The sequence below is a fragment of the Dysgonomonas sp. 511 genome (assembly GCF_010501105.1).
Classification (GTDB): Bacteria; Bacteroidota; Bacteroidia; order Bacteroidales; family Dysgonomonadaceae; genus Dysgonomonas.
The window spans coordinates 1-13,418 of record NZ_QVMQ01000020.1 but is presented as its reverse complement, the minus strand read 5'-3'; the positions used below and the strand labels follow the sequence as shown (position 1 = coordinate 13,418).

Here is a 13,418-nt window from a genome sequence, read left to right as displayed (position 1 = left end):
TTATTTTATACGCCAGGTTTCCAGTCCTTTTTTAGTGAATGAATAAGACTGCACTTTGCCACCCAGTTTGTCGAGAGCCTTGCCTACAGCAAATCGGGTATTGCCCGGGCAGTAGAAAAATACATATCCGCCACCGCCTGCGCCCGAAATCTTGCCTCCTGTGGCTCCAGCTTTGATGGCGGTATCGTATATCTCCTCGAAAAATGGCGTGGATATGCCGTCTGCCATATTGCGCTTGTACTCCCATCCGCGATGCAGGATATAGCCTATCTCGTCGAGGTCGTTTTTCAGTATGGCTTCTTTTATTTCGTAAGCCTGTTTCTTTATCTGGTGCATAGCCTCCAAAGACTTTGCCTTTTGCTCTTTTACATTTTTTTGCTGGTTGACGATGATGTCGCCCGAATTGCGGCTCGAATTGGTATAATAGAGCAACATATTGTTCGACAGTTCGTTGATAGTTTCGTTGCGTACCCGCAGCGGGTTGACTATAACCTTGTCGTCGGCATAGAACTCCATGAAGTTGAACCCTCCGAAAGCTGCTGCATACTGGTCTTGTTTGCCTCCTGCCTGACCGAGATCGATACGTTCGATAAGGTATGCCAGATAGGCAAGGTCGTATTCGCCCAGCGGCAACTTGAGCCATTCGGTGTATGCGCCCAGTATAGCTATTGCCAGAGTAGACGATGTGCCCAATCCCGAACCGAACGGCACTTCGAGCGCACAGGTAAGCGTAAACGACAGCGGTTGCTGTGCGAAGTCCCTTACCACACGGTTGTAGATACCTTTCATCAGGTCGGCTTTGTCGCCTGTTATGGGGAGTTCTATAGATGCATCGAAGATATATTCTTCTCCGGTTTGCGGTATGCGGAAAACTATCTTATCGTCGTTTCTCGGCTCTATATTTGCGTAGGCATAGAGGCTGATTGTGGCATTTAAAATACAACCTCCATACAGGTCGGAATATGGCGATACGTCTGTGCCGCCTCCGGCTAAGCCTAGCCTGAATGGGGCTTTACTTCTTACAATCATATAGGTTTTACGTTGTGTTGTAAATTATCTGCAAACTTATACAGATTTTCGCAAAAAGCGTCTATCTGTTCATATATTTTATGCTCTTTTTCGTATTTATCGCCTACCAATACGGTGTACATCCCCAGTTTATTGCCGAACTGGATGTCCGACAGGCTGTTGCCTACCATTACCGAACGGCGAAAGTCTATTTCTGGGAAGTCGGCTTGCGCCCTGAATGCCATTCCTGTATTGGGCTTGCGGTTTACGCAGGTGGGGCTGATAGCGGGGCATATGTATATGCGGTCTATCTGTCCGCCTGCTTTTTCTATTTCGGCAAGCATATATTGGTGTACATTGTCTACATCTGCCTGCGACATCACGCCCCTGCCTATGCCACGTTGGTTGGTGACAACAAATATGCGGTCGAACAACGAGGTAAGTATCGCTATGGCTTCTGTAGCCTGTGGGGTGAATATAAATTCGCCGACAGTCTTTACATAGTCGCCGGGTAGCTCTTGGTTGATAACGCCATCGCGGTCGAGGAAGAGGAAACTTCCCGTCCCAAGAAGGGGAGAGGGTGCAAGCGGGGATTTATTCTTCATTTTTTATCCGTTATTTTCAACTCCCTGTTTGCTTTCTCAAAGTCTTCCGGAATACCGATGTCGATAAAGTAATTATCGTAGGCAAAGCCGTAAATCGGCATATCGCCGATATGGGCTTCGAGTATATCTTTTTCGAATGAGAATTTTTCAGGTAGGCCTAATTCAGCAAAAATACTTTTTTCTACCAGATAGATTCCTCCGTTTATCAGTCCTTTTTTGCAATATTTTTTTTCGTTGAAGTGCTTTATCCTGCCATCGGTGTCTACATCTACCGACCCGTAGCGGTCGAAGTCTTGCATTGCTTTCAGTGCCAGTGATATATGCGCATTGTTCTTATCGTGTTGTTCTTTCAACAAGTTTAAACTTACATCGAAAAATGTGTCGCCGTTTATTATGAATGCACTGTTAGTCTTCACTTTTGTAAAGGCGAATGCTATCCCTCCTCCTGTTCCCAACGGGGCGTTTTCTATTACGGATGAAATGTGGAATGGGCGGTTTTGCGTTTGCAGCCAGGTGGTGACAACTTCGGCTTTGTAGCCCAGCGAGAGTATAACATGGTCTGTCTTTTGTGCCTCAACATAGTTGAACAGGTGTTCGAGAAACGGCTTGCCGGCTACTTCAGCCATGCATTTGGGTACGTCGTTCACCACGCTTTGCAGGCGTGTGCCCAATCCTCCAGCCAGTATGATACATTCTCTCATTTCAGTTGCTTATTCTTGTTATAAATGTTTTCCATCTTCTGCCTGCGGGCACGTGCCCAGAAGTTGTCGGTCTTGTTCACTTTAGGAAGATAGACATAATATTTGTAGAACATAAAGAAAAAGAAGATCAGGTATGTAACCAGATTGAGGTCGATCCATCCTTTCACATTCAGAGCCAGGCTGTACACTACCATCGACAGGGCGGCTATATTCACACCCCAATCGCGTGTAAAACTCATTCTAGCCACAAAAAACTGATAGTAATAAAAAATAATGGTACCTGGGATTCCCAGCCAGAAGAGCATGCGCGAATAGCCTACGTCGGTTCCCATAAATGTCATCTGACCTGTACCCCACATCAGAGTATCGAACTCGTCGGGTATAATAAACATCTGGCTCAGCCCGCTTGACGACCTAGTGCTTATCTCTCCTGTATTTATGAAGTTGATAAACAACTCGAAAGCCCAGTCGGAAAAGCTTGGGAAATAGAACATGGCGAATGTGTATCCGGCAAACATGGCGAATACCGAAACTACGATAAATTTTCTTGCCTGTTTCTTGAGCGACCTGTTATCCCACAGGTACAATATGGCAATGACTAGAAGCCCCACTCCGCATCCTACCACTGTGGTACGCGCCATAAACAGTCCAATGTAGAAAATAAAGGCGTAGGCGGCAACGAGCAGGAAGAATCCGGCCGGTTTCAGATCCATCCTCATAAACAGGTATGATATAAGCACCAGTGCAATACCGGCGATGGCTCCCGCCCCGAAGAATCCGATTCCGTATCCCATCAGGCGTTGGGCGCGTCCTTCGTCTACTATTGCTTCCGAATATTCGACTTGCATCTGTAGGTCGAAAAAGAAGTCGTGTACGGATTCGTTTATATTCATGGCAAAGGCGATAATAGATTGCAAGAGTATTGCCCCCACAATGTAGAGTAATACGGTGTTGAGCGATGGGCGCTTGTGTATCTTGAAGATGAAGAGTATGATGAGGTAGGCTGAAAACAGCCAGGCTATCTGGCTACGGATGAATCCGAATGTATAGGGGTCGTTAGTGTTGTTGATGAAAGATGATGTGTAGAACGAAAAGAGCATGATGCCCATACCGGCTAGTATTCCGAGCGTTTCTTTGAACGGAAACCGGTGGTAGGCATAAAATCCAAGTCCTACTACTCCTGCCAACGATATATACGAAGAGCCCCTCACATCCAACGCTTGCGGGTAGATGTGATAGAAAGTCATCAGCAGGGGAAAGATCATCGGGATCCATTCTTTTATCTTCGCTATCATAGCTGCTTTTTACCTGAACATTACTTTATATATAAACGATTTTCTGTATTTGAGCCTAAAAATACACTTTGTATAGAGGATAACCAAATCGCGCGTTGTGTAATTCTCTTTTTTGTACAATGGGGAATTTTTCAGCCTGGTTATCACCTTTAGTCCCAACTGCGAATTGGCGCATAGCCGCAACCAGTGCATCGACATCATATACCTGAGGTATTTGTCGTCGCAAAAAGGCTTTTCGCCGTTTATTTCTATTATTCTCAGCATCAGTGCTTCGCATTTGTCTACGTAGGCAAACGACGACTGGGAGGGTACGCTTTCGGCTACCGAAGCGTAAATGTCCATTGCCTCATCGTCGGTTGGCAAGCCCAGATGCCGGCAGTGTATCTCAAATACTTTTTTCTTGTTTTCGAGTTGCAGGTCTTCGTATAATGCCGATACCTGATGCCTGTGTACCCTGTAGAGCAACAACGGCTGTGGCAGGTTGGCAAGGCGCGTCAGGTAAATGGCTTTCGACCAAAGGGCATAATCTTCTACATGAAGGTATTCCTGCTCGAAGCTAAGACCCAGTTCGGTAAATACACGGCGGCGTATCATCACCGCAGGGTGGCAGATACCGGGTTTGAAGAGGATAAACGCCCGTATTTCCTCATCGCGCAGCGGACTGGTGTATAGGTGCAACTTTCCCGGGTTCATCGACCTGAATGTGTAGAACATCGTACTCACGATATCGTGGTCGCGGTGGGTTTCCAAAAACTCTACTTGTAGTTCTAGCCGCTGGTGCATAGAGATGTCGTCGGCATCCATACGGGCTATATATTCGCCGTTGCAGAGCGTTATCCCTTTGTTGAGGGTTTTTATCAGCTTTAGGTTTTCGGGGTTTTTTATCACGTTCAGGCGGCTGTCGGAGGCTGCCATACGGCGTAGTATTGCGCCTGTGCTGTCGGTCGAGCAGTCGTCGATGGCTATTATCTCCAGGTTGGGGTACGTTTGTTTGAGGATAGAGCTTATAGCGTCTTCCACATATTCCTCAGCATTGTAGCAGGGCATGAGTACCGAAACCAGGGGCTTTGTCATTTATTGTTTTGCTCTATTTGGTTAAAGATGGCAAGGTAGCCGTCTATCATTTTGCCTACGGTAAAGTTGGAAAGGTATGTGAGCCGTGCATGTTGCGACATACTTTTCTGCACTTTATCGTCCGAAAGTATGTGTTCTATCTTTTGGCAGAAATTCTCAGTCGTGTTTTCTACTGCAAATCCGTTGCGCCCGTCCAGCACTTCGGGTATGCCTCCTACGGCCGAAGCCACTACAGGCTTTTCCATAGCCAATGCTTCGAGCATCGACATGGGCAATCCTTCGTAGTTGGAGGGCAATATAAACATATCGGCATAATGCAGGCAGCAATGGGCGGCATGGGTTTCGCCCAGGCAGAACACGTTTGCAGGCATCCCTTCTATGGGTTCTTTGTTGCCTATCCATACAAAAGCGTATTGCGGCATCTGTGCTGCTATATCGACAAAGAGGTCGAATTTCTTTTGTTTCGACAGGCGCGATATGCACATCACTATCTTAGGGTATTTTTTCTTTATTCCCCTCAGCAGGTGCATCATTGGCGTGTACAAGTCGCAATGTGAATGGTAGACATCCGAAACTCCATTGTAAACCAGTGCCACATTGCGTGTTATATCTTCTTCGGCAAGGGCTTCTACATCGTAGCGGCTGACTCCTACTATGCGGAATGCGCGGTCTTTAAGCTTTTTTTCTACGGCAAGGTAGCGCGGATAGGCTTTCCTCACCGAGTCGAAACCGTGTACGGTATATACTGTCTTCTTTTTTGAAAAAGCAAGCCTGCCCAGCACACCCATTTTCGACGAGTGCAGATGTATTACATCGGGTTTGTACTTCAAGCGGTAGTAAAGCAGTTTGAAAAACAAGCCGAGATCTTTCCACGACACGCCTTTGCGGTGGTCGTTGAGTCTTATTCCGGTAAATTTGCCTTCCAGTTTCTTCCATGCTTCACCATTTCCTCCGTAGAGGATAAATAGTTCGTGTTCGGGGGCAAGTGCTTCTACAAGGTTGGCTACTATAGTTTGGGCTCCTCCGTATTCGGATACTGTGATTACTTGAAATATTCTCATCCTATGCCTTGGTCGGGTATGGTTTAAGTTGACAAAGATAAAGGATTTTCTCTGAAAACGGACAAATCATTTATCGGTGTTTTGTTTTTTTAAGCAGCCATTTTCACCCACTTGCGATACCCGAAAATGGAAACGACGAAATAAATAGCGAAAAGTACGCCCGACAGGGCATCGTTTTGTGCGAAAAGCAATATTGCCGACAATAGATTGGCGGGGATCACCAGCAGCCATTGCTCGGCCCATTTGCGCGATATCATCCACAGGGCTACAATATTGAGCGAGGTGGTGAGGGCATCGCCTATGGTTATCAGTTGCAGGTTGTGCCCAGAGGCTACGAGTATGAAGTAAATGGCGATGGCTATGATAATTGTAGCTGCAAATATAGGTGATGAATAGCGGGAGGGCGTGCGGCTGATGATTTCGTTGCCTGTATCCCGGTTGCGGTTGCGAGTAACCCACATCACCCACCCGTAGACCGATGCCAGAAAGAAATAGATGTAGATGCCCATGCTGGCAAAGAGCGACGAACGGTAGAAGATATAGATATAGAATGCCGCCATCAGTATGCTTGCCGCCCACATCCATACATTTGCCTTGTATTCCAGATAGAGGAACAGGATGCCGATAGCAGCTCCGGCAAGGCTCACCCAGTTGGCTTGCAAAAAGAGGAATATGTCGTCCATCGTTTTATTGTTTCCGGCAAAAGTAATGTTTTTTTAATTGTGAGTTATAGGCTACGGGTTTGGTAATTAAAAAAATCAATCATTTTCGAAAAACTTTATCTATCTATTGATAACTGTTTTTATGAATAAGTGGATTGGCTTGTAACTTTCATACTACAACACCCAATCCTCAAAACAAATAAAAAATATGATAAATGACATTCTAAACATTTTCCGCCAGCAGGCGCGCGAACACAAAACGATAAAAGCCTTTTACTACAATCGTAACTACGAGCTGGGCAGCGGCAACGAAAACCATCCCCTCTTGTGGCTCGAAGACCCGTTGACAGGAAAGAACCACGATAAACTGTTTGTCAATACTGTGAATTTTTCCGTACTGTTCGTCCCCGAAACCGAAGAAATGGTTGCCCAGATGCAAAACCTTGCCTTTTCCATCGGGCTCAACATTGTGGAGCGCATAAAGCAAAATCCGTCATATGGCATCACCATCCGCCCCGACTGGACATATACCACCTTGCGCAACTACTACGACAACAATGCCTGTGGATGCCGCTTTACTATCAACTTCACGCAGGTGAATATGCAAAACCTGTGCCTCATAGAAGAGCAGTTCGATACAGAGGGGCAGCTAGTGGAAAATGCTTCGCTGGCAGGTTTTGATATAGATGCCGGAGGGTATGAAGTGTATGCCTATAAGTTGCCCGATTTTGATATAAAAACCAGTAAATAAGGAGGTAGGATGGATGATGCTGTAAACAAAGTATTGCACGCTATTTCTGCCGATGTGCTACAAATAGCCCGCAGCCTGATGGAAACCGACCGCATAGGGAAAAATCCGAAAACAGGCCGGAATACATTAGCCGATAGCCGGCTGAAAGACGAGGTGGAAGTGAATGTTGCCGAGAAAAACGGCTCGCTGGTTGTAGAAACGCTTTTCTCCAACTATATAGATTATCTGGAGCATGGACGCCGGCCCCGGCAGGGGAAGCAACCGCCCATAGATGCCTTGCGCGACTGGGCGCTCTCGCGAGGTATTCCTACCGATAATAGTACGCTTTTTCTCATCAGCAGGGCTATCTGGCGCGATGGGCAGCAGCCGCGTCCCATACTGGCCACATTGGAAGAAGAGGTGGAGCGGATGATGGACGAAAAGTGGAACGACGAACTGCTAGAGGCTATAAGCCACGGGTTGGCTCTCTAGCCCGCCACGGAATAATATAAATATTTTACATACTCAACTATACGCTCTTTGTAGCCTCCCCATCGCGGAGGTTGGAGGGGCTTAAAACAAAAAAAATCATGGGATATATTACAAAAGATATTATAAAAAAAGAAGATATAATAGAGCCGGCAAAAGTATCGCTTGGCAGCAACCCAAATTTCTTTGAGATAAATGTGACGAAGAAAGAGGCTGGCGGTGATAACGGTGATGGTGATGAAACGGAACTGAGCAATATAATAACAAAAATAACCCGCTTAGACCTCGGAATAAACGCTGATTACGATTTTGATGATGGAAACACTTATCTGATAAATGCTACTCCCTTTTATATAGAAGACCTTGTGTCGGGCGAAAGACATTACTTCAAAGGACGTCCCGACGAAGATTTTTACGAGGATTTAGGCCGTATGGATATTATTGATGCCGACAACTACAATGGCTACAGCGTATATCCGATGACCAATATGTTCGATTCGAATGAAAATATGATATATGCCGCTATGAGCATGCAGCTTTGCATGGTATCTCACCCGTTTTTTGTAAATAATAATTACAGGGTATGGGTAGACGAAGATACCGATCCCAAAACCGTACAGATAAGGGGAAATGCCGATTCAACCCCTTTCAAGATAGTGTATGAGCATGAAATGCACCCATCTGTATTCAAAACGGAAACTATAACAGAAGGTGAAGCTGCATTAAGCAATTCGTATGTCGAACTATCGTTTTTGAGGGATATATTCGATTTTGTATATATGGAAATAGGCGGGAAAGGAACTGTGGCAAACTCATCGGCATTTAGCATATTGGATTTGTCTACGGGCGAAAGGCATTATTTTAAGGGCAAGCCGTGCGAATCGTATATAAATATGCTGGAGCATATGGGAATTGAAGACGGAAATGTCTATGATGGCTTCAACCTGTTCGAGACAGGGTACAATGAAGATAACCTTGAGATAACTACCATCAACCTGGTTTATTGCCTGGCAAACCATCCGTTTTTTACCCGTAACGGCTACAATGTGTCGATGATAGGGGATTTTACCAATAAATTGCGAATCAGGGGGTATGCCAACTCTCCCGCTTTCGAAATAGAGTTGCTCAATGCTTCTTTCAGTCCGGTGTATGCTGTGCAGAAGGTTCGTGGAGAAGCACCATCTCCATCCCCATCTGTCGAAGCCAAAGGGTTTACCTTCGAAGTGATAGATCCTGCGATAGACGAATCGAAGTCGAAAATAACCCTCAAGCGCGAAACAGACGAAACTTCCATCGAACTGAAAGGAACCAAGACGCGCGACAAGGTCAATTCTACGACATTCTTCCTCGACGAAGATAAAAGCATCTCGGCCGAAAATATCCGTACCTGTATGATGCAGCATTCGTCGTTGAGCAGCAATTTCAACATATCGGTGCCTCCTGTAGAGAAAGGAAATAGGCTGAGCAACGGTTCGGTTATCCACATCACGGCCAAAGGTATTGGCAAAGCTTATAACCTCACAGTAGAGGTTGCAGACCCTACTTTTGTGAAAAAAGAAGGGCAGATAAACCAGCAGGAGCAGACCGATACACTACTGGGCGAAAGCGACCTTTGCGAAGTACAACTCGATATTTACAAGAATACTGGCATCCCGTTGGGGAAAGAAGGCCTGCCTTCCGGCGGTTTGCTGGCGGCATCGCTCACAAAGGCTTATTATGGCAGGCCGCTGTGGTTTGATGTCAATGCCTTGTGGTCGAACAGCAAAATATATTCCAACCAATTCCTTACGGCCGCCGGATGGTGCGATGCCGGCACTGTGCAGGATTTTCGCTTTGTAGCCAAACGTTTCGATGGTTGCAATACCGAAACATTCTTCCGTTCCGACGTATTTTATACATTGACAGGGTTTTGCCGCAACCTCAACAAAAACAATCTTGATAGCTATATTTATAGTACAACGGAAAACAATGTCGTAAAACCTCTGTCCAACTGCACCGAGTTTTCACATATAAAAGGGCAGAAGCAATATTTCAATTTTGTATTGTCGCACAACCCCGGTAATGTTTCCGCAGAACTGGGCTTGCAATATACCCTCTACACCCAGTCGGGCAGGAAGCTGGCAACACAAGTGCTGCACAATATTCCGGCAGAGGAATTGCATGTTGTGAATACTATCAGCCTGAGCATAGATGCCCTGAGTGAAGCTTATCCAGCTACAGGCATCGTTAAGGTGCAGTTGTGGTGCAACGGGCATGTGGTGAGCCAAGCGCAAACCTACAAGGTGCTGCCGCCGCATCTGCACAAGGTCAACGATTTTGCTTTCCTCAATGCGCTGGGCGGATGGAGTTCTTTTAATTTCGGCGGCGACCATCAGACCGATTTCAAGACTGATGGCGAGAGTATTTTCAAGACGCAAACGCCCGATTACACCATTTCGAGCGAGATAGAATCGGTATTTAACAAGGATGTGACCGAGGAGTTTACGGCTTATACTTCGCCTATCACAGCTTCGGTAGCCGACTGGCTCAAGGAAATGAGTGCTTCGCCTGCCGTTTACGAGCTATCGACAGGGCGTTATGTGCTGATCGACGACCTGAATGTGAAACATAGTACCAAAGACGACCTTTTCACTCTGCAAATGAAGTATCATTATTCCGATTCGTATAATGCGAGGATAAAATAGTTACAGGTTACGAGTTGCAATGCTGATATAGCGGCTTGTAACTCGTAACTGCCCGCAGGGCAAAGTAACTTTGTTACTAAGGGCCTGTTTAAATTTTAGCGAAAATATTTCTTATAGGTTCTTTATATCGAACTCACGTTAATATAGTTCTTAGCAACTTTTTACATAAAATCCATCTAAAAACAGCAATGAAAAAAAGCCCGCGACATCTCATCGCAGACTTCCAACACCTTATCACAAACTATACAAACTACGCATCATCTATAACCTTGCTCGATTGATAAATGTTTGCTGCATATAGTTAATTAACAGTGTTAAAGAAGGTTTCGCGTCAACTGGCAGGCTAAAAGCACGGAGTCTGGTGAGCCAGATACTTGTTGCACGTGTTTTCGCTCATTTCGTTGATATATTTATATTGTTTTTGGAAAAACTCCAGTTGTTGTATCTCATTGCATTGCGTTATCAGTGTGGTGTACCTCACCAGCGAGTCTATCCATTCTTTTTGGCGTGCACACATCTCGTGGTTGTTGGTGGTGACCACTTCGCCGGCCGGCGACCAGAATACCAGCGAGCATATTCCGTCGCATTCGCTGTACGAATAGCTTGGTTCTATATCTATTGCCGACAGGTAGATACGGATGTCAAATCCACCTTTGCTTATACCTGTACGTGTTAGGTGTTGCAGGTGTTCGACTACGCTGTGGAGGTCTTTTTGCAGGTGCGGTATGTCCGAATCTTTTATCAGCCCCCTTTTCCTGAAGTAGTTTATCTCCCTTATCTTATAGAGGAATATATTCTCGTCTATTATAAGGTTGAGCCTGGCTCCTTCCAGGCTTCTGGCATCGAGGTATTCCTGCTGCTTTTCCTTTATAACTTCGGGCATCACAAAGTTTTCGAAATCTACCTTCATGCCAGCATTAGAGCGGCTTACAACCCATTTGTAGTACGAAAACTTGCATAAATATTCGTGGTACAGTGTTAGGTCGAAAGGCACCCTGTTCAGCACGGTGAATATTTCGGCATTTTTTGCTTTTCTTGCCCGGTCTCTCGACTGTATATTGCTGTTGAGAACATCTATGTATATATCCTCGGTTTTTGGTGGTTTGCACATCTGCATACTGAAAAACACAGTCGACGAGTTGTGGTTGATAAGCTTGTCGATCGACAGTTCCAGCTTGTGCGAAATTTTGACTACTTCATCGAAGCTAAATGTGACTTCGCCTCTCAGGCGGCGATGTACCGATTCTTTGCTTAAATCGAGCAAATCTGTAAGGAAGTCTGCAATATCTTTATTCTTCGGAAAAATGTCGTGAAGAGCCGATACAAGTTTCCTGTTTAATATGTCTTTTGTAATAGTCATGGCAATACCTCCCCTTTAATTTCTTTTTCTTTCAAATTGTCTCCTTTCGATATCATTTACATATACTGAACGTAAAATTAACGAAATATTTGACAAAATCAATACCGGAAGCTTCTTTTTTTTAACATTCTTTACAGTTGTTTGCCCGTCTGTGGAAGATGTATCAAAAATATTTCTGGTTTTCTCTCTATTGGTGTGTTTCTATGTTTCTAATCTATTGGTTAGTAGTGTGTTATATGTTGGTGTCTTTTCTTTTTTTACTGTTTTTTTACATAACATTCTTACTGCTAACTCCTTACTTATATCCTTATTTATACCTCATTCTAAATTTTGGTTCAATAATGAATTAATGGGTAGAATATTTTGTTTTTGATTCAAAATAGATTAATTTTGAACTATGATAATTCGAAAATAAACCTTGGTAAGTGAAATATTTGAATTAAAAAAGAAAAAAATTATCTATCCATAGAAGAACAATAAACTTTCTAAAATCTTAAAACAACAAAATTCATTATGGGAGCATTGAAAATCGACTGTTATTGCAACGAGAACCAAATGGAAAAAATAGTAAGGATGCTATCTGCCCACCTGCGCGATGCCGACAGGAGGGATGTGGCAGACTTCGACGATGTGATGGAAGATGTGCGCGTGTGTGTGGAGTTCGATACGTATATGGATGTGGTGACACTCAGGTCGGCAGAGGTGCTCGATAGCGACTGGGACTTGCTTAGCGAAGATTCGGCGGTGCTCGCTTCGCGCCTCCGCAGCTTGCTCGAAGAGTACAACCGCAACCACAAAGAGAGTATTTATCAGGCGCACCACGTTCTAAATTTTTAGGTGAAGAGTGAAAAACAAAAAGTAAAGAGTAAAATAGAATATTAATTTGAAAACACTGGCAGATTAGCCAATCCGTACATTAAAAAAGATAATTATGAAACTGGGAAACAGCAAAGGAAACAATACAGGAAAAAAATACTTCGTTCGCAGCCATAGCGAAAAACAACAAAAGATAAGTGACGCAAACCGTGCCAAAGCCGATGACTTCAACCAATGGTTTGCAGCCAATTACGACCATTTGCGCAACTTCCTTATCGGGCAAAATTCTTTCGATGAGGATGCTTTCAGCTACACATTTATGCGCATCAGCGAAAAGCTGCTGTTCACCGGTGCCGATGTGAACGACTATAAGGCTTATTTTTGCCGTTCGTATTATACCAATTACATACAGGGGCGCATAGCTGCCGATCGCTATGTAGCTATGCCTCGCCACGACAGTTTCGAGGCGCATCATACCAACCCTTACGAAAGGGAGCGTCAGCAGGTGCAACTCGAACTCGATGTGTTCGACTATGTGTACCAGCACTACGCCCTCAAGGAGTTTGAGCTGTTCAAGCTGTATGTCAGCCTCAAGCCGGCAATCAATTACCACACTCTTGCCGACCTTACTCACATCAAGGTGCATACCATACAGCGTATCATATCAGGTATTTTGACAGATATACGGTCGAACAAGAAGCTGATGGAGAGGTATAGGGAGGTGAAATAGGTTGAAAATTAAGAATTAGGAATGAAAAATATAAAGACAAGAAGCAGGGCAAACGCATGAAATTTATCCAAACTCAATTCTGGGCATTGTAGGGGCGAATTATCATTCACTAGTGTCCACTAAAAGTCATTAACAAGTGATGTAATTATCTGATATGCAATCAATAACATTGATTTATTTTACGTGTATATTTCAAATCTCTA

General features: G+C 44.6%; 13 protein-coding genes. 5 read left to right on the top strand and 8 right to left on the bottom strand.

Going from position 1 to position 13,418, the window contains the following annotated elements; translation table 11 throughout:
- The 7 genes from D0T57_RS10095 to pnuC form a co-directional block, all read right to left on the bottom strand.
- Window positions 1-1,029 carry a dehydrogenase gene (locus tag D0T57_RS10095; RefSeq protein WP_163273373.1) on the bottom strand — a complete coding sequence of 343 codons (1,029 nt, stop codon included), beginning with the start codon at window positions 1,027-1,029 and terminating at the stop codon, window positions 1-3.
- A complete protein-coding gene (locus D0T57_RS10090; protein ID WP_163273372.1) occupies window positions 1,026-1,613 on the bottom strand; it encodes an HAD-IIIA family hydrolase in 588 nt (195 codons plus the stop codon). The genes D0T57_RS10095 and D0T57_RS10090 overlap by 4 nt, the downstream gene beginning before the upstream one ends.
- Complete coding sequence (locus tag D0T57_RS10085; protein WP_163273371.1) at window positions 1,610-2,314, bottom strand: nucleotidyltransferase family protein; 705 nt, start codon at window positions 2,312-2,314, stop codon at window positions 1,610-1,612. The genes D0T57_RS10090 and D0T57_RS10085 overlap by 4 nt, the downstream gene beginning before the upstream one ends.
- Entirely contained in the window at window positions 2,311-3,609 is a 1,299-nt protein-coding gene (locus D0T57_RS10080; RefSeq protein WP_185154665.1) for a hypothetical protein, read from the bottom strand. The genes D0T57_RS10085 and D0T57_RS10080 overlap by 4 nt, the downstream gene beginning before the upstream one ends.
- Window positions 3,610-3,618: 9 nt before the next feature.
- Complete coding sequence (locus tag D0T57_RS10075; protein WP_163273370.1) at window positions 3,619-4,683, bottom strand: glycosyltransferase family 2 protein; 1,065 nt, start codon at window positions 4,681-4,683, stop codon at window positions 3,619-3,621.
- On the bottom strand, window positions 4,680-5,744 hold the full coding sequence (locus D0T57_RS10070; RefSeq protein WP_163273369.1) for a glycosyltransferase: 1,065 nt from the start codon (window positions 5,742-5,744) through the stop codon (window positions 4,680-4,682). The genes D0T57_RS10075 and D0T57_RS10070 overlap by 4 nt, the downstream gene beginning before the upstream one ends.
- 89 nt (window positions 5,745-5,833) lie before the next feature.
- Entirely contained in the window at window positions 5,834-6,427 is a 594-nt protein-coding gene (pnuC, locus tag D0T57_RS10065; protein WP_163273368.1) for a nicotinamide riboside transporter PnuC, read from the bottom strand.
- A 187-nt stretch (window positions 6,428-6,614) separates the two neighbouring features.
- On the opposite strand from pnuC, the gene D0T57_RS10060 reads away from it, so the two are divergent.
- From D0T57_RS10060 to D0T57_RS10050, 3 genes are all read left to right on the top strand, one after another.
- Entirely contained in the window at window positions 6,615-7,157 is a 543-nt protein-coding gene (locus tag D0T57_RS10060; RefSeq protein ID WP_163273367.1) for a hypothetical protein, read from the top strand.
- Window positions 7,158-7,166: 9 nt separating this feature from the next.
- On the top strand, window positions 7,167-7,628 hold the full coding sequence (locus D0T57_RS10055; RefSeq protein WP_163273366.1) for a hypothetical protein: 462 nt from the start codon (window positions 7,167-7,169) through the stop codon (window positions 7,626-7,628).
- 98 nt (window positions 7,629-7,726) lie between these two features.
- Window positions 7,727-10,309, top strand: coding sequence for a hypothetical protein (locus tag D0T57_RS10050; protein WP_163273365.1), 2,583 nt, complete (start codon window positions 7,727-7,729; stop codon window positions 10,307-10,309).
- 343 nt (window positions 10,310-10,652) lie between these two features.
- On the opposite strand, the gene D0T57_RS10045 is transcribed toward D0T57_RS10050, so the two are convergent.
- Window positions 10,653-11,669 (bottom strand): helix-turn-helix domain-containing protein, encoded by a 1,017-nt coding sequence (locus D0T57_RS10045; RefSeq protein ID WP_163273364.1) that lies wholly within the window; start codon window positions 11,667-11,669, stop codon window positions 10,653-10,655.
- Window positions 11,670-12,182: 513 nt separating this feature from the next.
- Between D0T57_RS10045 and D0T57_RS10040 the strand changes: the two genes are divergently transcribed.
- Together D0T57_RS10040 and D0T57_RS10035 are read left to right on the top strand one after the other, a co-directional pair.
- On the top strand, window positions 12,183-12,506 hold the full coding sequence (locus D0T57_RS10040) for a hypothetical protein (protein ID WP_163273363.1): 324 nt from the start codon (window positions 12,183-12,185) through the stop codon (window positions 12,504-12,506).
- Between the two features lie 94 nt (window positions 12,507-12,600).
- Window positions 12,601-13,215: a hypothetical protein gene (locus D0T57_RS10035; RefSeq protein ID WP_163273362.1), complete on the top strand. Its 615-nt coding sequence runs from the start codon at window positions 12,601-12,603 to the stop codon at window positions 13,213-13,215.
- Window positions 13,216-13,418: the final 203 nt, after the last annotated feature.